Source organism: Xanthobacter versatilis, assembly GCF_043193975.1.
GTDB classification, from domain to species: domain Bacteria; phylum Pseudomonadota; class Alphaproteobacteria; order Rhizobiales; family Xanthobacteraceae; genus Xanthobacter; species Xanthobacter autotrophicus_E.
In genome coordinates this window covers 499,778-521,504 of record NZ_JBAFVB010000001.1, presented here as the reverse complement: position 1 = coordinate 521,504, position 21,727 = coordinate 499,778, and the positions used below count along the sequence as shown (strand labels likewise).

Genomic DNA, 21,727 nt, shown 5'->3' with positions numbered 1-21,727 from the left:
GCCGAGTTCGGTTCTCCAAGAGCAGAAGCCGGAAACATCCGGCGTCTGCGCGGGAGAGGGTTCAGAGCGCGCCCAGTCGCAGCAGCGGATCTTCGAACTGAAACACCGCTCAGGTTCAGGCCTGGGCGAGGCCTTCCCCCTGCCGCAGCACCGCATCGGCGGCGACGGTGGGGGTGCCATCGGCATCGGCGAGGATGAGGCCCGGCAGCAGCGCCGGGGGCGTCCGGCGGCCCTTCACCGCGCGCACCAGCAGCCGCACCGCGGGACGGTCGGGGCGCGGATGCACCGGCAGGATCTCCACCGCACCGAAGCGGCCGTCGAGGGCTGCCAGAATCTCCGCCAGCGCCTGCGGCCGGTGGATGAGGCAAATGACGCCCCGCGCCGCAAGGCAGCGGTCGGCGGCGCGCACCCACTCTTCCAGCAGCGTTCCATCGGCCATGTGGGCGCGGGCGCGGGCCGCGTCGGGGGAAACGCGATGCTGCGCCGTGTCGTTGAACGGCGGATTGGTGAGCACCAGGTCCGCCGCCCCCGCCTGCGGCACGTCAGGCCCGGGCGGGCGGCAGAGGCGGGTGACATCCGCCGTCACCACCTCGACCCGCGCGGACAGATCGTTCAGCGCCGCATTCTCCCGCGCCAGATCCGCCAGTTCCGGCGCGATCTCCACCAGCACGCCGCTCGCCTGCGGCACGCGGGTGAGGAAGGCGAGGCCGCAGCTGCCCACCCCCGCGCCGAGATCCACCATGCGGCGGCGGTCGGCCGGGGCGAAGGCCGCGAGCAGCAGCGCATCGTGCCCCACGCGGTGGCCCGCTTTCGGCTGACGCAACGTCAGACTGCCGCCGAGAACGCTGTCGGTGGTGATGGAAGGTGTCGCAGCGTCAAGTGCCATCGCGGAGCGCCGCGCCGAAGCCGGCCTCCTTCAGCAGGCGACGGGCGCGATCCACATCCTCGTCCACCACCAGCAGGCGGCGGGGCAGGATTCCGATGGTGCCTTCCATGACGCTCATATACTGGTCCGCGACCATGTGCCCGATCTGTGCCGATTGAAACAGTGCCTCGATGGCGCCGATGAGCACCAGATCATTGGTCCGCACCAGCTCATGCATCGTAATCCACCCGACCTAGCGGCAATGTGCGCACCGGCGCGACGCGAAGAAAACCGCCCGGCGCTTGCACGGAGCCCGTCAGCATCCCTATGGTGCGCCCCAAAGAATGACAAGCGGGAGCGTTTCTTGGCCCTCGTCCTACCGTTCGAGCCCAACGAGCCGTCCATCGAGGCCCTGGTCGCCCTGGTGAAAGCGGACATGGAACGCGTGAACGCCACCATCCTGGCGCGCACCGGCTCCGACGTGGCGATGATTCCCGAGGTGGCGAACCACCTCATCTCCTCCGGCGGCAAGCGCTTGCGGCCGATGCTGACGCTCGCCTGCGCGTCGCTCTCCGGCTATCGGGGCGACGGGCATGTGAAGCTCGCGGCGTCCGTGGAGTTCATGCACACCGCCACCCTCCTCCACGACGACGTGGTGGACGAGAGCGACATGCGCCGGGGCAAGCTCGCCGCCCGCAAGCTGTGGGGCAACGAGGCCAGCGTGCTGGTGGGCGACTTCCTGCTCGGCCAGGCGTTCAAGATGATGGTGGAGGTGGGCTCCATGACCTGCCTCGACATCCTCGCCACCGCCGCCTGCGTCATCGCCGAGGGCGAGGTGATGCAGCTCGCCGCCGCCAAGAACACCACCACGTCGGAAGACGATTATCTCGCCGTCATCCGCGGCAAGACCGCCGAATTGTTCGCCGCCGCCTGCGAGGTGGGTGCGGTGCTGGGCCAAAGGCCCAAGGCCGAGCAGGCCGCCTGCCGCTCCTACGGCATGAATCTCGGCATCGCCTTCCAGCTGGTGGACGACGCCCTCGACTATGGTGGCAGCCAGGCCAAGCTCGGCAAGAATGTGGGCGACGACTTCCGCGAGGGGAAGATCACCCTGCCGGTGCTGCTCGCCTTCCGCCGCGGCGACGCCAGTGAGCGCGCCTTCTGGCAGCGCTGCCTGGAGAAGGGCGAGGGCAACGACGCCGACCTGGATCAAGCCATCGGGCTGATGACCCGCCACCGCGCCATCGCCGACACGGTGGAGCGCGCCCGCCATTACGGCGCCATCGCCAAGGATGCGCTGGCCCTGTTCCCCAACGGGCAGGCCAAGGACGCGCTGATGGAAGCGGTGGATTTCTGCCTGTCCCGCGCGCACTGACGCCACCGGTCTCGGTCGTTGACCGAGACCGGACGGGCACGCTCAGACGCCGCGCGGGCTTGGCGAACGGCCAATGACCGCGACACGCATCCCGAACAGCAAAAGGCCGGCCCCTTGCGGAGCCGGCCTTTTTCGTATGTCGCGCAAAAGGATCAGGCGAGGGCGCGACGGCCGCCGGGGATCAGGGCGGCGGGCTTCAGCGCATAGGCGCCTTCGCCGGCAAGGGCCACCACCAGGGACGCCACCACGAGGAAGGCGGGATATTCCCAGCCACCACCGGTGGTGGAGAACACCCAGCCGTTCGGGGCATGGTAGCTGAGCGCGCCGAGCATGATCGGGATGAGCAGGATGGCCACCTGGCGGGCATAGACGCCGGAGGCGATGAGCAGGCCGCCGATGATCTCCGCCGCGATGATGGGCAGGGCGAGGGCGGAGGGCAGACCGATCTTGCCGAGGAAGCCGGCGAAGCCGGGCACGGTGAAGATGAAGACCTTCATCAGCCCGTGGGAGACCCACATGAGGCCGAGGGCGAGACGAAGGATGAGGAGGCCGTAGGGGGCGGTGCGGTTGTCAACCATGGGAGTGATCTCCGGTTTGATGTGGCACCACATCTAGCTTTCGCACTCGCGCAACGCCATAATCAAGAAATCAAGCTGGAGTTTGCATCCACGCAAATCACATCCTCGCGTGGGGCGAGGGCGCGGGACGCGAATGACCGCAGGACCAACGAGCATGTGGGATTGGGAATGATCGCCTGGGACGATTTCCGCCTGGTGCAGGCCATTGCGCAGAGCAGCTCGCTGGCCGGGGCGGCCGAGCAGCTGGGGGTGAACCACTCCACCGTGTTCCGCCGGCTCGGCGCGCTGGAGGAGCAGCTCGGCGCCCGCCTGTTCGAGCGCGCGCGCTCGGGCTACGTGCCCACCGCCATCGGCGAGGAGATGGTGCGACTCGCCGAGCGCATGGCCGACGAGGTGCTGTCCGTGGAGCGCCGCATCACCGGGCAGGACTTGAGGCCCTCCGGCGAATTGCGCGTGACCACCAACGACACCCTGCTGGTGCACATGCTGACGCCCGTGTTCGCCTCGTTCCTCAAGGCCTACCCGGAGATCCGGCTGGACGTGGTCATCTCCAACCAGTCCCTCAGCCTGTCGAAGCGCGACGCCGATGTGGCCATCCGCGCCAGCGACCGGCCGGGGGATACGCTGGTGGGCCGGCGCATGGCCTCCATCGCCTGGGCCATCTATGCCCGCGCCGACCTCGCGCCTGCGACCCCGCTCGGTGCCGGCGATTTCAGGCGTTACGACTGGATCGGATTTTCCGACAATCTCGGCGGCATCAAGCCGGCCAAATGGTTGCGCGAGCGGGTGGACGAGGACAGGCTCGTCTATCGCGTCAACACGGTGCTGGGGCTGGCGGAAGCGGCCGCCGAGGGCATCGGGCTCGCGGTGCTGCCCTGCTTCATCGCGGCGGTGACGCCGGGCCTCGTCCAGATCGTGCCGCCGCAGCCCGAGATGGAATCCGGCCTGTGGCTGCTCACCCATCCGGACATCAAGGCGACGGCGCGGGTGCGCACCTTCATGGAGCATGCGGGCCGCGAGATCGGCAAGCTGCGCGGCCGCATCGAGGGACGCGAGGCGCTGGTCTCCGGTGAAGGCCAGATGGTCGAGGGCTGACCGGCCGGGATATGCGGCCGGGATTATTCCGCGGAGGCTTCGGTGGTGGAGTTGCGGGGCTTGGCCTTGGCGCGGCGGGAAGCCACCTGCGACTTGTCCCCGCCGGCGCTCACGAACTCGCACCACATGGTCTGCACGCCGGCAAGCGAGCCGCGGAACGAGCCGGGGCCGGTCTTCACCAGGTCGAAGCAGGGCTCGAAGGTCATGCCCTTCACGAAGCCGCACACATTGTCGCCGCGCACGCGCAGGGTGTTGGCCGGCAGGCGGACAAAGCGCGGCTCCTTGTCGGGCATGGTGATCATGCCGGCGACGGAGCCGTCCGGATAGATCCGCCCTGCCCCCTTCGATCCCTCGAAGCAGTTGAAGGAGAACATCTTGCCCACCGCGAACTCCCGCGCCTGCTGGGCGGAGAGCTGCTGGCCGGAACTCTGCTGGGCTAAGGCCGGGCCACTGGCGAATGCGGCAAAGCCCAAGGCCGCGAAAAGGATGCTGCGCATGGCTCGTTCGCGAATACCTGTTTGATCCCTACCACGTTGCGCAGAGACCGCGGGTTGTTGTCAAGAGTCCGGAACAGCAGGGGAACACCGAAGGCGCCCGCCGGGTCGGATTTTGCCGGGACCGTGCCTTCCATGTCGCGGAAAGGTCCATCCCGGCGTTAGGACTTAGGTTACCAGCGTGCCCGAACTGTGGCGGCCAGGCCGCCCAGCATGCCCGTACCGTGACGGCTAAGCCGCCACAGGCACCCGCACCACCGGGCGCTCCTTGATCGGCAGGTTGATGGCGGCGGAGGCGAACGACAGCGCCACCGACAGCCACCACACCCAGCTGTAAGAACCGGTCGCCACATAGAGCATGCCGCCCAGCCACACGCCGAGGAAGCCGCCCACCTGGTGGGAGAAGAAGGCGAAGCCGTACAGCATGGCCATGTAGCGGGTGCCGAACATCAGCATAACCAGGCCCGAGGTGGGCGGCACGGTGGAGAGCCACAGGAAGCCCATGGCCGCGCCGAACACGTAGCAGCTCAGCGGGGTGATGGGCAGCAGCACGAACGCGGCGATGGCCACGCCCCGCCCGGCATAGATCCACGCCAGCAGCCACTTGCGCGACACCCGGCTGGACAGGTAACCCGCCGTGAGCGAGCCGAGGATGTTGAACAGGCCGATCAGCGCCAGCGTGTAGGCGCCCACCGACAGGCTCACGCCGTTGTCCACCAGGAAGGCCGGCATGTGCACGGTGATGAAGGCGAGCTGGAAGCCGCAGGTGAAGAAGCCGAGCACCAGCATCACGTAGCTCGGGTGCCGCAGCGCCTCGCCGATGGCGGCGCCGATGCCCTGCTGCGGTGCCGCTGCAGCCGCGCCCGGCCTCGCGGCAGCCACGCCGCGGGTGGCCAGCGCCAGCGAGAACGGCATGACGATGAGCAGCGCGGCCCCGAACACGATCAGCGTCTCGTGCCAGCCGATGGTGTCCATCAGCGCGCGGCTGAGGGGCGGGAACAGGAACTGGCCGAACGAGCCCGCCGCCGTCGCCGCGCCGAAGCCGATGGACTTCCATTGGTCGGGCAGGAGCTTGCCGAAGGCGGCCAGCACCAGGTTGAACGAGGCGGCGGACAGGCCGAAGCCCACCATGATGCCGGCGGTGAGGTGCAGCATGCCGGGGGTGGTGGCATAGGACATCAGCACCAGGCCGGCGGCATAGAGCAGCGCGCCGCAGCACATCACCCGCACGGTGCCGAAGCGATCGGCGATGGCGCCGGCGAACGGCGAGCCGAGGCCCCAGAGCAGGTTCTGCAGCGCCACCGCGAGGCCGAATACGTCACGGCCCCAGCCGAATTCCTGCGACATGGGCAGCAGGAACAGGCCGAACACCGAGCGCGGGCCGAAGGTGATAAGAGCGATGACGCAGCCGGCGACCAGGATGAGCATGGCCGGAAGCGCGCGCCGCGCGCCGGGAGGCGCCGGCACCGAGGACGTGGCAGACATGACGAAAACTCGCTGTGCGGCGCCGGAGGGCACCTTTCACAGCCAGTCTACGGATTTGCCGGCCCTATTGAAAATCAATATTGATCAAGCGATCCATGAAGGATCCTCATGGAAGGCGGACCGGCGACGGCCGTGGAGGGTCCCCGGCCATCGCTCAGCTTTCATTGCAGGCCGCCGGGCCCCGCGGGGTGCGAACGACCCTCGGGGCGCCATCATTCAGCCCCGGCGCGGACCATCGCCGTGCGGGCCGTGGCCGCCGTGACCGCCGCCATGGAACTGCTGGCGCAGCATCAGGTTGAGGCGCTGCTTCTGACCATCGTCCAGGGTCTTGTAGAGCGGGTCGGCGGCGTCAGCGATCTTGCGCAGGTCGGTGGCGCTGGCATCCATGCGGGTAGCCATGGCGCGCATGCGGGCGATGGGATCGGGCGCGGTGTTGGACTCGCGGGCGGCCTGGCGGGCGGCGCGAGCTTCATCGCGACGGGCCGCGCGGTCCTTCGACACCTGCTTCAGCGTGGCCTCGACACCGGGCCACAGCTTCTCCTGGTCGGGGGTCAGCTTGAGCACGGTCTTCAGGGCGACGATGCGCGCATCGGTGAGGATGGCGCGATCCTCGGCGCTGGGATGCCAGCGGCCGCCGGCGTCGGGGCCGGCGTTGGAATTGGCGGCGAAAGACACCGCCGAGCCGGCGATAAGCGCAGCGGCAGTGGCGGCAATGACGGCGCGTTTCATAAGCAGTCCTCCTTCAAGGGGCGAAGGAAGCATCGGGCCGCAGCCCGTCACAGGCAACTTAAAGTTCTGTAATCAGCCTTCAGTTACAAGTCGTTACGCATGATCTTGCACGGTCACATCGATGCCGTTTCCAAGGCACGATTTCGCCACGACTTTCAGGAAGCCTGCCCCTAGCCGACGAGGACCTGACGCGTCAGCGACTGGACGCTGGTCACATCCTTGGCGTAGCCGCGCCGCTCCATGTCGCAGCGCCACGCGCCGGGACCGCCGGAGATGCGATACAGGCAATAGCCGCCCGGGCCGCGCTCCGACGCCGGCCCGGCCGAGGCCGAGGGCACGCCCACCACCGGAATCAACCCGCCCGCCGCCTCGATCTGCCCGAGGGAGGCGCGATGGTCGTGGCCGTGCAGCACCAGCTCGGCCCCCGCCTCCGCCAGCACCGCGCGCACCTTGGCGGCGTCGCGCAGGTCGCGATGGAACGGCCGCTCGCCCACCGGCGGATGGTGGATCATCACCACCCGGAACAGGCCCTCGGCCTTGAGCTGCTCCAGCAGCGTCTTCAGCCGCGCCCGCTGCGCGCGGCCCATCTCGCCGCTGGCGAGGAACACGGCGGTGGGCACGGCGGTGGACACCCCCACCACCGCCACCGCACCGCGCCGGCGCACATAGGGGAAGGCCTCCACGTCCACCGGCGTGTGAGGATGTGTGTTGTCGCCGGCGAGGAAGGGCGCCCAGTGCTCCAGATGGTAGTGCATGGCCGAGCGCACATAGGCGTCGTGGTTGCCAGGCACCACGCTCACCTTGTCCGGCGCGCCGAGGGAGGCGAGGAAGGTGGCGCCGGTATCGAATTCCGCCGGCAGGCTCACGTTGACGAGGTCGCCGGTGACGCAGATGTGGTCCGGCGCCTGGGCCAGCATGTCGGTGATGAGCGGCGCCAGGGTGGCGGCGCCGAAATTGCGTCGCCGCGCGCCGATCCAGTTCATCATGCCGAAGAAGCGCTTGCCCAGAAGCTCGGAGATCCGCGCCTCGGGGATGGGGCCGAGGTGGGGATCGGAGAGATGGGCCAGCACGTACATGCGGAAAACCTCAGCTTCTGCCGCGAACGCCGGCCTTATAGCAGATCGCCCGCCCCGTTCACCCGCCTGCCGCCGCGGCGTTGCGCCTTCGGTGACCGGGGGCCGGAGCACGGCGCCCGCAATAAGTTGATGTTGCCGCCACGGTCCTGCACCCTTCATGGTGCAGTGCAGTTGCCAAGGTTTTCAATGCGAGTCTGGTTCCCGTGCGTCGTGCTCTCCCCATCGCGCTCAGCGCGTTCCTGATGTCGTCCTCCCTCCACGCCGCGCAGGTGAGCGTGCGCGGCGCCGAAATCGTCGTGGACGGCAAGCCCTTCATTCCCAACGGCGCCAGCGGCGAGGCCCGCTTCAGCGATCTGAAGGCCCTCGGCGCCACCGTGGTGCGCACCTACGGGCAGGAGCCGGGGGAAATCCTCGACGCCGCCCAGCGCGCCGGGCTGAAGGTGATCGTCGGCTTCTGGCTCGGCCATCCGCGCCTCGGCTTCGATTATGCCAACCGCACCGCCGTGACCCAGCAGCTGGAAGACCTGCGCCACATGGTGGAGCGCTATCGCACCCATCCGGCGCTGCTCATGTGGGGCATCGGCAATGAGGTGGAGGTGGATCTCTCCCCCGAGGAGGCCATGGCCGTGTGGCCCGCCATCGAGGAGGCGGCGAAGCTCGCCAAGACCCTGGACAGCCAGCACCCCACCATGGCGGCCGTCGCCGAGGTGGGACAGGACAAGGCGGCGCTCATCATGCGTCATGCGCCGAGCATCGATGTCATCGGCATCAACGGCTATGGCGACGGCCTGCTGACCTCGGCGAAGCGGGCGCGGGCGCAGGGCTGGACCGGGCCGGTGATGCTCACCGAGATGGGCGCGCAGGGCCACTGGGACGCCCCCACCGCGCCCTGGGGCGCGCCGCTGGAGCCCACCTCCTCGCAGAAGGCCGATCGCGTGCGGCGCTACCTGCTCACGGCCAAGCAGGCGGGAGTGGGCGCCATGCCGTTCCTGTGGGGCCAGAAGCAGGAGGTGACCCCCACCTGGTATTCCCTGCTGCTGCCCACCGGCGAATGGACCGAGACGGTGGAGGTGATGGCCGCCATCTGGGGCGGCACGCCGCCGGGCGGGGCCAACCATGCCCCGCGCATCCTCGCCCTCACCTTCGCCGGGCCATCGCGCTTCGCCTCCGACGGCGACACCCATGTGCGCCTCGCCGCCACCGATCCCGACGGCGATTCCCTGAAGGTGGAATGGCAGGTGATGGCCGAGACCACCGTGCGCAGCGTCGGCGGCGATCCCGAGCCGGTGCCTCCGAGCTTTCCCGAGGGCATCCATGAGCCCCATCCGGACGGGGTCCGCATCGCCGGCCTGCCGAGAGGCCGCTACCGCGTGTTCGTCACCGTACGCGACGGCCGCGGTGCCGCCGCCACCGGCAACCTGCCGTTCGAGGTGCTGTAGGGCGGCTCCGGCGCCCGCCAGGCCACAATCCAGGCATGGAACGGGCGACCCAAGCTGGCCTGGGCGCGGTCAGCTTATTGCATGAAAAGGCAGATACCCCGGCCAGGCCGGCCCCTTTTCAGCACGCCGCGTATTTTTGGAGGTTTCATGCCGAAGATCGATCGCCTGATGGTGGGCGAGGCCCTGGTGGGCGAGGGCAACGAGGTGGCCCATATCGACCTCATCATGGGTCCGCGCGGCTCCTCCGCCGAAACCGCGTTCGTATCCGCTTTGACCAACAACAAGGATGGCTTCACCACCCTGCTGGCCGTGGTGGAGCCCAACCTTCTGGCCAAGCCCGCCACCGTGCTGTTCAACAAGGTGACCATCAAGGACGCCCGCCAGGCGGTGCAGATGTTCGGCCCGGCGCAATATGCGGTGGCCAAGGCGGTCACCGACTGCGTGGCCGAGGGGATCATTCCGGTGGAGGAGGCCGACGATGTCTTCATCTGCGTCGGCGTCTTCATCCACTGGGATGCGAGCGACAATGCGAAGATCCAGGCCTTCAACCACGAGGCCACCCGCCTTGCCATCATGCGGGCGGTGAGCGGCACGCCCCGGCCAGCGGACGTTCTGGCGCAGAGCGCGAGCGCGCGGCACCCCTTCGCCGCCGACTGACGGACGGGCGGCTCGACGCCTACAGCACAGCTTGCGACAGCCCCAAACGAAAAATGGCGCCCGGCCCCATGGCCAGGCGCCATCCGGAACCGCGATCAGCCTTTGATCTGGGCGACGAGACCCCGGGCAAACCAGGCACCGGTGCCCGCGAGTACAGCGCCGAATACGAACGCCAGCGCCGGCCAGTGTGCAGCAGCAAGGCAAAGGCCCATGAGGAGGCCAGAGGCCGCGCACGAAAAGGCAACGACGAGAACTGCAGCGCTCTGACGCGCCATATCATCACCTGCGGCAATGCTCTTTGCCGCAACACGTCCAATGGGCCGGCGTGGACGACCGTTGGTCTCGAATGTCACAATATCCCTCCCGCGTCCCGTGTTCCGGGAGCATTTGTTGGACCCGGAGTAAAGCAGAAATCCCGCCGGATTCCACCCTCTTCCTTGGTCGGGGGGTAATATATTCTTCCCGCACTGCGGTAGTGGAAGGCGCTTTACCTGCTGCACCGCACCGTCCAACGGCTCTTCTGCGGCGTCTGCGCAAACGGCAGCCTCGCGTGCGTCGGCGCCAGAACCTGCGTGATCATCGCATGATGGCCCGACCAGACGCGCCGTGATGGACACGCCCCATGGACCCCCTTGCTGGGGATCAGCGTTCAATACGCGGCCAGGACAGGCCGTTGTGCATTGCCCACGCCGCATCACAGACAGCAGCGGGGCACTCCATGGTCATGCCGGATCGGCGCGATGACGCCACGCGGGTCATCAATCGGGCCTCGCCTTGTAAGGTGCCTGTAAGCTTGGCTGCCTAGGCTCTGCTCTCGATAGAGCAATCGGGTGAATCAGGAGGCGGCCGTCGAGGTAAGGCGGACCAGGACTGCGACCTCGCAGCATTCAGCTACCACTATACAGCACATCATGCCGACGATTACCTAAATTTACGGTCCACACCCATCGACACCCCCTTTTTATCCCGGAAATGCTCCAGACAGCGTGGATGATGAATAAGAAAAGCACTGCCTCCGAGGTGATCAACGATCGTATCGGCGCGGCGCCCGCGGTCGGCGCGCGCCGCCAGTCCTCCGGTGCGGCCGGGGCGCTGCCATGAACCCATACGTCTCTCCCCCGCAGACCGGCATGGGTGTGATTGCGGTGCCGCCGGCCGTGCCGGAACTGTCGGTCATCGTTCCCACCTTCAACGAACGCGACAATGTCGAAGTCCTGTTCGCCCAGTTGGAGGCGGCGCTGGATGCCGTCGCCTGGGAAGCCATCTTCGTGGACGACGATTCCCCGGACGGCACGGCGGACACCGTCCGCGCCATCGGAGCGCGCGATGGCCGCGCCCGCTGCATCCGCCGGGTGGGCCGGCGCGGCCTCGCCGGCGCCTGCATCGAGGGCATGCTGGCCGCCCAGGCGCCGGTGGTCGCGGTGATCGACGCCGATCTCCAGCATGATCCATCCGCGCTGCGGACCATGCTGGACCACATCCGCGCCGGCGCCGACCTGGTGGTGGCCAGCCGCTACATGGAAGGCGGCAGCGCCGACGCCTTCGACCGGCAGCGCAGCTGGCTGAGCCGCACCGCCACTACCATGGCCAAATGGCTGCCCGGCGTGTCCACCTCCGATCCCATGAGCGGCTTCTTCATGATCCGCCGCGACGTGGTGGAGGCGCGCGCGCCGCACCTGTCACGACACGGCTTCAAGATCCTGCTGGACATCATGACCACCACCGGCCGCCCGCTGGCGTGCGTGGACGTGCCGTTCACCTTCGGGGCGCGGCAGGCGGGCGAGAGCAAGCTCGACCGGCGCACCATCCTGGATTTCCTTGCCCTGCTGGCCAGCAAGGCCATCGGCGCCACCATCTCGCCGCGCTTCCTGTGGTTCTCGGCGGTGGGGGGCCTCGGCCTGCTGCTCCATCTTGCAGTGCTGAAGGGCGCGCTCGCCGCCGGCCTCGCCTTCGCCGGCGCGCAGGCCGTCGCCACGCTCTGCGCCATGACCTCGAATTTCGCGCTCAACAATGCCCTGACCTATCGCGACCGGCGGGTCCACGGCTGGCGCATCGTGCCGGCGCTGGCCAAGTTCTACGCCATCTGCGGCGCCGGGGCGGTGGCCAATGTGGGGGTGGCGAGCTGGGTGTTCTGGGGCGGCTCGCGCTGGTGGGCGGCGGGCGTCGCCGGCTCGCTCATCGGCGCGGTCTGGAACTACGCCATGAGCACCGCCCTGGTCTGGGGAGCCGACGAATGACGCATGCGGTGCCGGCGGCGACGCCGGTTGCGGGGCCCGCGCTCGACCACGCCTTGGACGCCTCCCTGGACACCCCCTGCCCGGCTTCGGCAACCGGCCTTGCCGGAGTGCTGGCGCGCCGCATCTCGCCCGCGACCGCCCTGCTGGCGGTGCTTGTGGGCGCCACGATCCTGCGGATCGCGTTCGCGGCCGCCACGGGCCTCGGCAATGACGAATCCTACACCGTGGTCACCAGCCGCGCCGTGGCCCTGAGCTATTTCGACCACCCGCCCATGGCGTGGTGGCTGGCGCGCTTCGCGGCGTGGCTCACGGGGTCCGAGGCGCCGGCGGTGGTGCGCGCGCCATTCATCGTGTTCTCCGCGCTCTCCACTGTCCTGATGTACCGGCTCACCGCCCGCCTGTTCGATCCGTGGGCGGGGGTGCTGGCGGCGCTGATGATGGCGTGCGCGCCGGTGCTGGGCGTCACCAGCGCCAGCTGGGTGCTGCCGGACGGGCCGCTGATCGCCTTCCTGCTGGCCGGAACGCTGGTGCTGGCGCGGGTGCTGTTCGAGCCCGACGCCCATCCCGCGGGCTGGCTGCTGGCGGGACTGCTCGGCGGCCTCGCCATGCTGTCCAAATATCACGGCGTGTTCTTCTTCGCAGGCACGTTGCTGTTCCTCGTCACCAGCCCGCGCCACCGCTTCTGGCTCGGCCGGGTCTGGCCCTACGCCGGCGCGCTGGTGGCGCTGGCGGTGGTGTCGCCGGTGCTGATCTGGAACATCCAGAACGATTTCATCTCCCTCAGCTTCCAGGCCGGGCGGGCGGCGGCGGCGCGGTTCCACCCGGTGATGCCGCTGGTGGTGATCGGCGGCATCGCCCTGTTCCTCACGCCGTGGATCTGGGTCGGCCTCGTGGTCGCCGCCGCGCGGGCGGTGCTCTGCCATCTGCGTGCGCCATATGGGCTGTCGCGGGGCGCGGCCCGGTCCTGGCTGCTGGTGTGCATCGGCTGCGGGCCGGTGCTGCTGTTTCCGCTGGTGGCGGCGTGGTCGCCGGCGAAGCCCTTCTTCCACTGGGCGGCGCCGGGCTACCTGATGCTCTTCCCCCTGCTCGGGCGCATGATGGCGCAGCGCTGGCCGCACCATGTGGCGACCCGGCGCTGGGCCTTCGGCTCCGCCATTTTCGTGGCCACGGTGATGGTGGCGGTGATGGCGCTGGCGCGGGTGCCGACGGTGGCCGCCTATGGCCCAGCCACGCCGCGCGATCCGCTGCGGGAGCTGGCCACCTGGAGCGACCTTGCGAGCGCCTTCCGCCAGCAGGGCCTGACGATGGAGCGCACGCCGTTCGTGGTGACGCGCATCTGGCACGAGGGCGGCAAGGTCGGCTATGCGCTTGGGGAAAGCTGGCCCATCGCCTGCATCGGCGACGACTGCCGCGGCTTCCGCATCACCCATGTGGAAGAGGACCATGTGGGCGAGGATGCCGTCATCGTGGTCCCGGCACCGGCGCGGCCCGAGGATCTGGCCCAGATCCAGAGCCATTTTGCCCGGCTGGAGCCCCTCGTCACCGTCGACCTGCGCCATGCCGGTGCGTTCGTCGGGACGGTCACCATCCTGATCGGGCGCAGCTACAGCCGGTAGGCCCGCGCCCGGACGCAAAAAGGCCCCGCTCGCGGCGGGGCCTTCGGGTCGAAACCGGACGGCAAAGGTCTCAGCGGCGCGAGCCGCTGGCTAGGATGTAGCCGGCGGCAAAGCCCACCAGAAGCCCCATCACGCCGGCGGACGACAGCACCGCCGCGGCCGTGCCGGGATTTTCCCCGATGGCCTCGGACACCGCGTGGGCCTGCCGGCGGACCGTCCTGGCCGCGCCGTTGGCCCGCGCTTTCACGGTCTCGAAGGCGTCCTCGGCATCATCGGCGGCATCGGACGCCCGCTCCTGCAGCGACTTGCTGAGACGGCCCATCTCGTTCCTCAACTCGATGATCTGCGCCTCGATCGTCGCACGGGTATCGTGGCTGGTATCCTGGGCGAGATTTGAGTCGGCCATGATTGTTCATCCTCGATCAATACGTGCAGCCACGGCGCGAAAGCCTGACTGCAACTGCGAGGAAAAACGTTGCGCCGGGTCAATCGTTCCCGAAGATCGCCTTCCCAGGCCAGGAAGGCGGCTCCTGCTCAGGGCTGCGCGGCGATGCGCTCCCGCCAGAGTGCCGGTCCAAGGGTGTGGATGGACTGGCCCGCGGCGCTCACTGCCACCGTCACCGGCATGTCCTCCACCTCGAACTCGTAGATGGCCTCCATGCCGAGGTCTTCGAAGGCCACCACCCGCGCCGCCTTGATGGCCTTGGAAACGAGATAGGCCGCCCCGCCCACGGCGACGAGATAGGCCGCTCTGTGCCGGGCGATGGCTTCGATCGCCTGCGGCCCCCGCTCCGCCTTGCCCACCATGGCGAGCAGGCCGGTGCCGAGGATGGCATCGGTGTAGCGATCCATGCGGGTGGAGGTGGTGGGGCCGGCCGGGCCCACCGCCTCGTCCCCCACCGGGTCCACCGGGCCGACATAATAGATGACGCGCCCGTCGAGGTTCACCGGCAGGGGCGTGCCGGACTTCAGCATGTCGGTGAGGCGCTGATGGGCGGCGTCGCGGCCGGTGAGCATGTGGCCGGACAGCAGCAGCTTCTGCCCCGGCGTCCAGGAGCCGACCTCCTCCCGCGTCAGCCCATCGAGGTTCACCCGGCGGGCGCTGCCGTCGGCGGCATCCAGCACCATCTGCGGCCAGGCCGAGAGGTCCGGCGGATCGAGCCGCACCGGCCCCGAGCCGTCGAGCACGATGGTGGCATGGCGGTTGGCGGCGCACTGGGGAATGAGCGCCACGGGCTTCGACGCCGCATGGGTGGGAAAGGTGGCGATCTTCACGTCCACCACCGTGGTCAGGCCGCCGAGGCCCTGCGCGCCGATGCCCAGCGCGTTGATCTTCTCGTAGAGGGAGATGCGCATCTCCTCCAATTTGCTGGAGGGGCCGCGGGCGAGGAGGTCGGTCATGTCGATCTCCTCCAAGAGCGCCTCCTTGGCGATCAGCATGGCCTTTTCCGCCGAACCGCCAATGCCGAGGCCGATGACCCCCGGCGGACACCAGCCGGCGCCCAGCTCCGGCACGGTCTTCAGCACCCAGTCCTCGACGCTGGCGCCGGGATCCAGCGTCACGAACTTCGCCTTGTTCTCCGAGCCGCCGCCCTTGGCCGCCACCGTGATCTCCAGCGTGGCGCCGGGCACCAGTTCCACATGCACCACCGCCGGGGCGTTGTCCCTGGTGTTGCGCCGCTCGAACAGCGGGTCCCCCACCATGGAGGCGCGCAGGGGATTGGCCTCGTCCAGATAAGCGCGGCGCACGGCATCGTTGATGAGGGCGGCGAAGGGGCGGGCGCTGTCGATGCGCACATCCATCCCCACCTTGGCGAACACCACCACGAGGCCGGTATCCTGGCAGATGGGCCGTCGCCCCAGCGCCGCCATGCGCGAGTTCACGAGGATCTGGGCGATGGCATCGCGCGCCGCGGGGGAGGCTTCGCGCGCATGGGCGCGGGCGAGATGGGCAATGTAGTCCGCCGGATGAAAGAAGGAGATGTACTGGAGCGCGTCGGCGACGCTCCGGACGATGTCGTCCTCGCGGATGACTTTTGCAGGGCCGGTGGGGAGGATTTGGGCGGAACCTGCTTGGGCGGAACTTGCTTGGGCGGAACACATGGCGCCTGGCTTTCCTTGCCGTGGGGATGGGGAAGCGACTGGCTGCCGCCTCCCCATCCGATCTCAGAGCGTCAGCCGCCGTGCTCGACCGCGGCGGAACGGGTCAAGCGCACGCGCGAGCGGCCTCACATCTCCATCACCATGGGCGCCGGGAAATAGCGGAAGCCCTGCCCCTGCGCCGCCACATGGCCGAAGCCCGGCCAGGCGAAATGGTAGGCGATGAGGGGAATGCGGTTGGCCGCGAGCATGGACAGCACCTTCACCCGCGACTGGGCCGACTGCTTGGGGTCGGTGTCGTACATGAACTCGGTGAGCGGCTGTTCCAGCAGCAGCACCGGATGGTGGGCGAGGTCGCCGATGTAGCACAGCTGCTTGCCGCCGGAGCTGATCATGAAGACGGTGTGCCCCACCGTATGCCCCGGCGCGGAGATGGCCTGGATGCCGGGCAGGAATTCCTCCCCGTCCTTGAAGAACACCATGCGGTCGCGGTTGGGAACGAGGTTCTTGCGCGCCTGCTCCAGGAAGGCCTTCAGGTTCGGCCCCACCGTCTTCTCGTCGGTCCAGTAATCGTAATCGGCCTGGGAGATATAATACTGGGCATTGGGGAAGTTGCGCGTGCCGTCCTCGGCCATGCAGCCGCCGCAATGGTCGATGTGGGCGTGGCTCATCACCACCGCGTCCACGTCCTTCGGATCGATGCCCGCCTGCTTGATGGAGGCCATCAGCTTGCCCGTGGTGGGGCCGAACAGCTTGGACGTGCCCATGCCGGTATCGAACACGATCAGCTTCTCGCCAGTGTTCAGCACCAGAATGTTCTGCTCCAGCACCGCATTGGAAAGGGGCAGGAAGTTGGACGTGAGCTGCCGGTCCATCTCCTGGGCGGACAGGCCGGTGAAGTTGGCGTGGGGATCGCCGAGCGGCAGCGTGCCGTCGGATACCACGGTGATCTCGCCGTCACCGAACTTGAAGCGGTAGAAATAGGGCGCCGGCTGGCCCACCAGCGGCGCCTTGGCGAAGGCGGGCGCAAGGCCCGGCCCCAGTGCCAGCGCGCCCGCGGAAAGGGCGCCGCCCAGAAGCGCGCGCCGACGTGTAATCAGCATCCTCGGGTCGTTCATGTCTGTCCTCCCTGACGCATTGGTCCGGAAGCCGGGCCGATCCGCGCCATCGTCGGGCTGCAAGACAGGTGACGATGCGCGACAGGCGATCCCGCTCCCTCCTCCCTCACGGCGCCGTATGCCGGCGCTCTTCCCCTCGGAACACGCATCCCCGCCGTGGCGGGGCGAAGGAGCCCGGCGGTTGGCGCCGGCCGGGCTCCCTGGAGCATCGCTCTCTTGCGATCAGATGGTGCGGCCGCCGTCCACTTCCAGCACCACGCCGGTGATGAACTCCGCCTCGTCGGAGGCAAGATACAGGCACGCGTTGGCGATGTCCTTCGGCTCGGACAGCCGGCCGAGCGGAATGGTGGCGATGAAGCGCGCGCGGTTCTCCGGCGTGTCGGGCACGCCCATGAAGCTGTCGAGGAGACCTGTCGCGCCCATCACCGGGGCGACGCAGTTCACGCGGATCTTCTGCGGCGCCAGCTCCACCGCCAGCGAGCGGGTGGCGAGGTTCACCGCACCCTTGGAGGAATTGTACCAGGTGAGGCCCGGACGCGGCCGGATGCCCGCGACGGAGCCCACGTTCACGACCACTCCACCGCCCTGCCCCGACATGATCGGCACGATGGTGTGGGTCATGTAATAGATGGACTTCACGTTGATGGCGTAGACCCTGTCGAACTCCTCCTCGGTCACCTCCATCAGCGGCTTGTTGCGGTGGGTCCAGCCCGCGTTGTTGACGACAATGTCGAGCTTGCCGCCGTGGGCGATGGTGGCGGCAACCGCCGCCTCGATGTCGGCGCGGCTGGTCACGTCCGCCGTGACGGCGATGGCGGCCGGGCCGATCTCTTCGGCCACCTTCCGGGCGCCCTCGCCGTTCAGGTCGACGATGGCGACCTTGGCGCCCTCGCGGGCGAAGACGCGGGCGATCTCGGCGCCGAAGCCCGAGGCGGCGCCCGTGACGAGCGCAGTTTTTCCGGAAAGACGCAGATTTCCAGCAGTGGACATGGTGGGCTGCTTTCTCAATCGTGCTTGATGATCAGGGTCTTGAGGGTCGAGAACTCGTAGAGCGCCTCGAAGCCCTTCTCCCGGCCGTGGCCGGATTTCTTCATGCCGCCGAACGGCAGTTCGATGCCGCCGCCGGCGCCATAGGCATTCACATAGACCTGCCCCGCCTTCACCTTGCGGGCGACGCGGATGGCGCGCGAGGCATTGGTGGACCAGATGCCGGCCATGAGGCCGAACTCGGTGCCGTTGGCGAGGGCGATGGCGTCGGCCTCGTCGTCGAAGGGCAGCACCGCGAGCACCGGGCCGAATACTTCCTGGGTGGCGAGGATGTGGCTGCGCGGCACCGGGCCGTAGACCCGTGGCGGCACGTAGAAGCCGCCCGCGGGCACGCCCTCGGCCACCAGCCCCTCGGCCACCACGCCCACGTCATCCGCCGCCGCTTTGGCGAAGAAGCTTTCCACCCGCTCCTTCTGCTTGGCGTTGATCACCGGGCCGAGGTCGAGGTCCATCTCGGGAGAACCGGCGCGCAGCGAGGCGAAGCGGGCGTTGAGGCGGGACACCACCTCCTCATAGACCTTGCGCTCCACCAAAAGGCGCGAGCCGGCCGAGCAGGTCTGCCCGGCGTTCTGCACCACGGTGTTGGCGATGACCGGGATGGCCACGTCGAAGTCCGCATCGGCGAAAACCACGTGGGGCGACTTGCCGCCCAGCTCCAGGGTGCAGCCGATATGGTTCCGCGCCGCCGCGGTCTGGATCAGGATGCCCACCTCCGGCGAGCCTGTGAAGGCGATGAAGTCTATGTCCGGATGGGCGGAGAGCGCCGCGCCCGCCTCCTCGCCGAGGCCGGGCACGATGTTGATGGCGCCGTCCGGAAAGCCCACCTCGGCGGCCAGCTCGGCGAGGCGCAGCGGCGTGAGGCAGGCATCCTCCGCCGGCTTGATGACGGTGGCGTTGCCCACCGCCAGCGCCGGCCCGATGGTGCGGCCGAACATCTGCGCCGGGTAGTTCCACGGGATGATGTGGGCGGTGACGCCGTGGGGCACCCGCTCGGTGGGCACGAAATAGCCGGCGAGGAAGGGAATGGTCTCGCCGTGCAGCTTGTCGGCGGCGCCGCCGTAGAACTCGAAATAGCGCGCGGTTGCGACGATATCGGCGCGGGCCTGCTTCATGGGCTTGCCGGTGTCGCGGGCCTCGAGCTTTGCCAGCTCCTCCGCATGGTCGGCGATGGCGACGGCGAGCCTGGAGAGCAGGCGGCCGCGCTCGGTGGCGGTGAGGCGGCTCCAGGCCCCCTCCTCCGCCGCATGGCGCGCGGCCTTCACCGCCGCATCCACGTCGGCGGCGGTGCCGGCGGCGATCTGGGCGAACACCCGGCCCTCGGCCGGAGCGTACACATCGATGACGCGCCCGGAGGCGGCCGGGCGCCAGGCATTGTTGATGAAGACGCCCTTGGCGGGCATCACGGGGCTCAGCTCATTCATGCGGCCAGTCCTTCGTTGGGCACGTCGCCCGCGATCTCGCCACGCTCGATGGTGATGGTGCGTTCGGCGAAGCCGCGCAGCAGGTGCGGGTTCGATTCAGTAATGATGAGGGCGAGGCTGGGATCGGTGTCGCGCAGGCTCCGCAGGGCCTCGGCGTAGCGGTTGGCGAGCACCGGGGCGAGGCCCTGGAAGGGCTCGTCCAGAAGCACAAGGCGGGTGGCGAGCATCAGCGCGCGGCCGAGCGCCACCATCTTGCCCTGCCCGCCGGAGACCGAGCCGGCGGGGCGCCGGGCCATCTCCTTCAGCTCGGGCAGCACACGGTAGACGCGATCGAGCCGGCGCTTTGTCTCCTCGCTGGAAAGCTTGGCCACCTGCGCCGGAAGCAGGATGTTCTCCTCCACCGTGAAGCGGGAGAACAGGCGGCGGTCCTCCGGCGCATAGCCGATGCCGAGCCCGGGCCGCAGGTGCGCGGCGACGCCGGCTAGGTCGTGCCCGTCGAACTCTATGCGCCCGCCATTCCGGGTGAAGCCCATGATGGAGCGCAGCGTCGTGGTCTTGCCGGCGCCGTTGCGGCCGACGAAGGCCACCGCCTCCCCTTCCCTGAGCTGGAACGACACGCCGCGCAGCACCGGGACCGTGCCGAACGAGACGGTGACATGATCGAGGATGAGCATGATCAAACTCCGATCACGGTGCGAATGACCTCGGGGTCCTCCAGCACCTCGGCCGGGGCGCCGAGCTTCTGGATCTTGCCGGCGCTCCACACCGCCACCCGGCCGGCGTAGCGCTGCACCATGTCCATGTCGTGCTCCACGAAGACGGAGGCGACCCTGGCCTTGGCGAGCGCGGAGACCAGAATCTCCATGACGCCGAACTTGTCGGCGGTGGCGACGCCGGAGGTGGGCTCGTCCATGAGCAGCAACTTGGGCTTCATGGCCAGCGCGATGGCGATGTCCACCAGCTTGCGGTGGCCCTCCGGCAGGTCGCCGGCGCGCTTGCCAAGATCCCCGGCGCAACCCACGAGGTCGAGCAGTTCGACCATCTCGTCGCGCTCGGCGATCTTCTCCAGTGGCCGCAGCAGGTTGAACCGCCGCGCGCGGGAGGCCGCCGCCAGCAGCATGTTCTCCAGCACCGTGTGGTCGGAGAACAGCTGCGGGATCTGGAAGGCGCGCGCGATGCCCAGCCGCGTGATGTCCCGCGGCGGATGGGCGGTGATCTCCTTGCCCTCGAACCGTACCGTGCCGGCCTTGGGCCGCAGATAGCCGGTGCAGATGTTGAGGAAGGTGGTCTTGCCCGCGCCGTTGGGGCCGATGATGGCGAGGTTCTCGCCGCCGCGCACGTCGAGATCGATGCCGTTGGCCGCGACCACGCCGCCGAAGCGGATCTCGAGACCGCGCGCCTGAAGCAGGATGGGATGCTCGCTCATCGCGCGGTCTCCACGGTGAGGCCGGCCGTGGCCTGCGCCTTGCGGCGGCCGGCGATGGCCTGCACCAGCCCGACGATGCCGGTGGGCGCCTTCAGGATGATGGCCAGCAGCACGAAGCCGAGGATCATCTGCCAGCTGTCGGCCACGAAGGCCGCCGCATAGGTGCGCACCGCCTCGTAGACGAAGGTGCCGGTGAGCGCGCCGGCCACATGGCCCACCCCGCCGAGGATGGCGATGAAGACGAATTCGGCGGAGCGGGTCCAATAGCTGTACTCGGGCGTCGCGATGCCCTGGATGATGCCGAGGCAGGCGCCGCCGATGCCGCACAGAAGCGCGGAAATCACATAGCCCACCAGCATCACGAAGCGGGCGGACAGGCCGATGTATTCGAGCCGCGTCTCGTTGCTCTTGATGGCTTTGAGCGCCTGTCCGAGCGGGCTGCGCAGATAGCGCCACACCAAGTAGGCCGCGCCGAAGGCGAGCACCAGCGTGAGGTAATAGATCAGCGTGTCGAACTGCGCGCGATCGAAGGCGAAGCCGAAGGCGGAGGGCCGGCGGATGCGCAGGCCATCGGAGCCGCCGGTAAGGTGGAAGAACTTCTCCAGGATGGAATAGAGCACCATGGAGAAGGCCAAATTCAGCATGCCGAAGAAGATGTAGCGGTAGCGCACCACGAACAGCCCCACCAGCAGGCCGAGGAGCACGCTGGAGACCGCCGAGGCTGCGAGCAGCAGGGCGATGTCGCCGCCGCCCATGCTGCGGCCGAGGAAGGCTACGGTGTAGGCGCCGGTCGCGAAGAACATGCCGTGGCCGAACGACACCTGCCCCGCCTGAAGCAGCAGCAGGAGGCCGAGCACCGCGAGGCTTTTCGCGAACACGATGGCGAGGAAGGTCTGGGACGAGGCGGCAAAGGCCGGCACGGCCGCCAGCACCGCGAGAAGGAGAGCGAGGAGGATCCAGCGCACGGCCATT

The 21,727-nt window shown here is 68.7% G+C and carries 22 protein-coding genes; 6 read left to right on the top strand and 16 right to left on the bottom strand.

All coding sequences use genetic code 11. The features are described from left to right. Positions 1–115: 115 nt before the first annotated feature. Both V5F66_RS02270 and V5F66_RS02265 read right to left on the bottom strand, forming a co-directional pair. Positions 116–886 (bottom strand): tRNA1(Val) (adenine(37)-N6)-methyltransferase, encoded by a 771-nt coding sequence (locus V5F66_RS02270; RefSeq protein WP_394093143.1) that lies wholly within the window; start codon positions 884–886, stop codon positions 116–118. Continuing rightward, positions 876–1,103: a putative signal transducing protein gene (locus V5F66_RS02265; protein WP_012113394.1), complete on the bottom strand. Its 228-nt coding sequence runs from the start codon at positions 1,101–1,103 to the stop codon at positions 876–878. Before V5F66_RS02265 ends, V5F66_RS02270 begins: the two co-directional genes overlap by 11 nt. Before the next feature lie 126 nt (positions 1,104–1,229). Between V5F66_RS02265 and V5F66_RS02260 the strand changes: the two genes are divergently transcribed. Continuing rightward, positions 1,230–2,237 carry a polyprenyl synthetase family protein gene (locus tag V5F66_RS02260; RefSeq protein WP_394093142.1) on the top strand — a complete coding sequence of 336 codons (1,008 nt, stop codon included), beginning with the start codon at positions 1,230–1,232 and terminating at the stop codon, positions 2,235–2,237. 152 nt (positions 2,238–2,389) lie between these two features. Here V5F66_RS02260 and V5F66_RS02255 read toward each other — a convergent pair whose 3' ends face one another. After that, complete coding sequence (locus V5F66_RS02255) at positions 2,390–2,815, bottom strand: DoxX family protein (protein WP_041576509.1); 426 nt, start codon at positions 2,813–2,815, stop codon at positions 2,390–2,392. A gap of 168 nt (positions 2,816–2,983) precedes the next feature. Here V5F66_RS02255 and V5F66_RS02250 point away from each other — a divergent pair, with 168 nt between their 5' ends. Further along, the gene (locus V5F66_RS02250) at positions 2,984–3,910 is read left to right on the top strand and encodes a LysR family transcriptional regulator (RefSeq protein ID WP_012113391.1); all 927 of its coding nucleotides are present in this window, start codon (positions 2,984–2,986) and stop codon (positions 3,908–3,910) included. Between the two features lie 23 nt (positions 3,911–3,933). Here V5F66_RS02250 and V5F66_RS02245 read toward each other — a convergent pair whose 3' ends face one another. The 4 genes from V5F66_RS02245 to V5F66_RS02230 all read right to left on the bottom strand — a co-directional run bounded on the left by V5F66_RS02245 (position 3,934) and on the right by V5F66_RS02230 (position 7,694). After that, positions 3,934–4,407 (bottom strand): hypothetical protein, encoded by a 474-nt coding sequence (locus tag V5F66_RS02245; RefSeq protein ID WP_012113390.1) that lies wholly within the window; start codon positions 4,405–4,407, stop codon positions 3,934–3,936. A gap of 228 nt (positions 4,408–4,635) precedes the next feature. Further along, positions 4,636–5,889 carry an MFS transporter gene (locus V5F66_RS02240; RefSeq protein WP_394093141.1) on the bottom strand — a complete coding sequence of 418 codons (1,254 nt, stop codon included), beginning with the start codon at positions 5,887–5,889 and terminating at the stop codon, positions 4,636–4,638. Between the two features lie 216 nt (positions 5,890–6,105). Beyond that, on the bottom strand, positions 6,106–6,618 hold the full coding sequence (locus V5F66_RS02235; RefSeq protein ID WP_012113388.1) for a Spy/CpxP family protein refolding chaperone: 513 nt from the start codon (positions 6,616–6,618) through the stop codon (positions 6,106–6,108). 170 nt (positions 6,619–6,788) lie between these two features. Further along, positions 6,789–7,694, bottom strand: coding sequence for a metallophosphoesterase family protein (locus tag V5F66_RS02230; protein WP_394093140.1), 906 nt, complete (start codon positions 7,692–7,694; stop codon positions 6,789–6,791). A gap of 203 nt (positions 7,695–7,897) precedes the next feature. On the opposite strand from V5F66_RS02230, the gene V5F66_RS02225 reads away from it, so the two are divergent. After that, on the top strand, positions 7,898–9,133 hold the full coding sequence (locus V5F66_RS02225; RefSeq protein ID WP_394093139.1) for a glycoside hydrolase 5 family protein: 1,236 nt from the start codon (positions 7,898–7,900) through the stop codon (positions 9,131–9,133). A 147-nt stretch (positions 9,134–9,280) separates the two neighbouring features. After that, complete coding sequence (gene fae, locus V5F66_RS02220; protein ID WP_394006595.1) at positions 9,281–9,790, top strand: formaldehyde-activating enzyme; 510 nt, start codon at positions 9,281–9,283, stop codon at positions 9,788–9,790. Between the two features lie 95 nt (positions 9,791–9,885). On the opposite strand, the gene V5F66_RS02215 is transcribed toward fae, so the two are convergent. Further along, complete coding sequence (locus V5F66_RS02215; RefSeq protein ID WP_012113384.1) at positions 9,886–10,143, bottom strand: hypothetical protein; 258 nt, start codon at positions 10,141–10,143, stop codon at positions 9,886–9,888. A 744-nt stretch (positions 10,144–10,887) separates the two neighbouring features. Between V5F66_RS02215 and V5F66_RS02210 the strand changes: the two genes are divergently transcribed. Together V5F66_RS02210 and V5F66_RS02205 are read left to right on the top strand one after the other, a co-directional pair. Beyond that, positions 10,888–12,027 carry a glycosyltransferase family 2 protein gene (locus tag V5F66_RS02210; protein ID WP_012113383.1) on the top strand — a complete coding sequence of 380 codons (1,140 nt, stop codon included), beginning with the start codon at positions 10,888–10,890 and terminating at the stop codon, positions 12,025–12,027. Continuing rightward, positions 12,024–13,643, top strand: a complete 1,620-nt coding sequence (locus V5F66_RS02205; protein WP_394093138.1) for an ArnT family glycosyltransferase — start codon at positions 12,024–12,026, stop codon at positions 13,641–13,643. The genes V5F66_RS02210 and V5F66_RS02205 overlap by 4 nt, the downstream gene beginning before the upstream one ends. Before the next feature lie 70 nt (positions 13,644–13,713). Here the strand turns inward: V5F66_RS02205 and V5F66_RS02200 are convergent, their stop codons facing one another. From V5F66_RS02200 to V5F66_RS02165, 8 genes are all read right to left on the bottom strand, one after another. Continuing rightward, the gene (locus tag V5F66_RS02200; protein ID WP_394006588.1) at positions 13,714–14,049 is read right to left on the bottom strand and encodes a DUF3618 domain-containing protein; all 336 of its coding nucleotides are present in this window, start codon (positions 14,047–14,049) and stop codon (positions 13,714–13,716) included. 128 nt (positions 14,050–14,177) lie between these two features. Further along, the gene (locus V5F66_RS02195) at positions 14,178–15,746 is read right to left on the bottom strand and encodes a fumarate hydratase (RefSeq protein WP_394093137.1); all 1,569 of its coding nucleotides are present in this window, start codon (positions 15,744–15,746) and stop codon (positions 14,178–14,180) included. 125 nt (positions 15,747–15,871) lie between these two features. Beyond that, positions 15,872–16,861 (bottom strand): MBL fold metallo-hydrolase, encoded by a 990-nt coding sequence (locus V5F66_RS02190; RefSeq protein ID WP_394093136.1) that lies wholly within the window; start codon positions 16,859–16,861, stop codon positions 15,872–15,874. A 222-nt stretch (positions 16,862–17,083) separates the two neighbouring features. Beyond that, on the bottom strand, positions 17,084–17,833 hold the full coding sequence (locus V5F66_RS02185) for a glucose 1-dehydrogenase (protein WP_041576504.1): 750 nt from the start codon (positions 17,831–17,833) through the stop codon (positions 17,084–17,086). A gap of 32 nt (positions 17,834–17,865) precedes the next feature. Then, positions 17,866–19,329 carry an aldehyde dehydrogenase family protein gene (locus tag V5F66_RS02180; protein WP_394093135.1) on the bottom strand — a complete coding sequence of 488 codons (1,464 nt, stop codon included), beginning with the start codon at positions 19,327–19,329 and terminating at the stop codon, positions 17,866–17,868. After that, positions 19,326–20,003, bottom strand: coding sequence for an ABC transporter ATP-binding protein (locus V5F66_RS02175; protein ID WP_394050115.1), 678 nt, complete (start codon positions 20,001–20,003; stop codon positions 19,326–19,328). Before V5F66_RS02175 ends, V5F66_RS02180 begins: the two co-directional genes overlap by 4 nt. Before the next feature lie 2 nt (positions 20,004–20,005). Continuing rightward, on the bottom strand, positions 20,006–20,755 hold the full coding sequence (locus V5F66_RS02170; RefSeq protein ID WP_012113375.1) for an ABC transporter ATP-binding protein: 750 nt from the start codon (positions 20,753–20,755) through the stop codon (positions 20,006–20,008). Next, a complete protein-coding gene (locus V5F66_RS02165) occupies positions 20,752–21,726 on the bottom strand; it encodes a branched-chain amino acid ABC transporter permease (RefSeq protein ID WP_394093134.1) in 975 nt (324 codons plus the stop codon). Before V5F66_RS02165 ends, V5F66_RS02170 begins: the two co-directional genes overlap by 4 nt. Position 21,727: the final 1 nt, after the last annotated feature.

What these genes read in the sequence shown, in the direction of transcription:
- V5F66_RS02270 (WP_394093143.1), bottom strand. Translation starts at nt 886, where the DNA reads ATGGCACTTGACGCTGCGACACCTTCCATCACCACCGACAGCGTTCTC.
- V5F66_RS02265 (WP_012113394.1), bottom strand. Translation starts at nt 1,103, where the DNA reads ATGCATGAGCTGGTGCGGACCAATGATCTGGTGCTCATCGGCGCCATC.
- V5F66_RS02255 (WP_041576509.1), bottom strand. Translation starts at nt 2,815, where the DNA reads ATGGTTGACAACCGCACCGCCCCCTACGGCCTCCTCATCCTTCGTCTC.
- V5F66_RS02250 (WP_012113391.1), top strand. Translation starts at nt 2,984, where the DNA reads ATGATCGCCTGGGACGATTTCCGCCTGGTGCAGGCCATTGCGCAGAGC.
- V5F66_RS02245 (WP_012113390.1), bottom strand. Translation starts at nt 4,407, where the DNA reads ATGCGCAGCATCCTTTTCGCGGCCTTGGGCTTTGCCGCATTCGCCAGT.
- V5F66_RS02240 (WP_394093141.1), bottom strand. Translation starts at nt 5,889, where the DNA reads ATGTCTGCCACGTCCTCGGTGCCGGCGCCTCCCGGCGCGCGGCGCGCG.
- V5F66_RS02235 (WP_012113388.1), bottom strand. Translation starts at nt 6,618, where the DNA reads ATGAAACGCGCCGTCATTGCCGCCACTGCCGCTGCGCTTATCGCCGGC.
- V5F66_RS02230 (WP_394093140.1), bottom strand. Translation starts at nt 7,694, where the DNA reads ATGTACGTGCTGGCCCATCTCTCCGATCCCCACCTCGGCCCCATCCCC.
- fae (WP_394006595.1), top strand. Translation starts at nt 9,281, where the DNA reads ATGCCGAAGATCGATCGCCTGATGGTGGGCGAGGCCCTGGTGGGCGAG.
- V5F66_RS02210 (WP_012113383.1), top strand. Translation starts at nt 10,888, where the DNA reads ATGAACCCATACGTCTCTCCCCCGCAGACCGGCATGGGTGTGATTGCG.
- V5F66_RS02205 (WP_394093138.1), top strand. Translation starts at nt 12,024, where the DNA reads ATGACGCATGCGGTGCCGGCGGCGACGCCGGTTGCGGGGCCCGCGCTC.
- V5F66_RS02200 (WP_394006588.1), bottom strand. Translation starts at nt 14,049, where the DNA reads ATGGCCGACTCAAATCTCGCCCAGGATACCAGCCACGATACCCGTGCG.
- V5F66_RS02195 (WP_394093137.1), bottom strand. Translation starts at nt 15,746, where the DNA reads ATGTGTTCCGCCCAAGCAAGTTCCGCCCAAGCAGGTTCCGCCCAAATC.
- V5F66_RS02190 (WP_394093136.1), bottom strand. Translation starts at nt 16,861, where the DNA reads ATGAACGACCCGAGGATGCTGATTACACGTCGGCGCGCGCTTCTGGGC.
- V5F66_RS02180 (WP_394093135.1), bottom strand. Translation starts at nt 19,329, where the DNA reads ATGAATGAGCTGAGCCCCGTGATGCCCGCCAAGGGCGTCTTCATCAAC.
- V5F66_RS02175 (WP_394050115.1), bottom strand. Translation starts at nt 20,003, where the DNA reads ATGCTCATCCTCGATCATGTCACCGTCTCGTTCGGCACGGTCCCGGTG.
- V5F66_RS02170 (WP_012113375.1), bottom strand. Translation starts at nt 20,755, where the DNA reads ATGAGCGAGCATCCCATCCTGCTTCAGGCGCGCGGTCTCGAGATCCGC.
- V5F66_RS02165 (WP_394093134.1), bottom strand. Translation starts at nt 21,726, where the DNA reads ATGGCCGTGCGCTGGATCCTCCTCGCTCTCCTTCTCGCGGTGCTGGCG.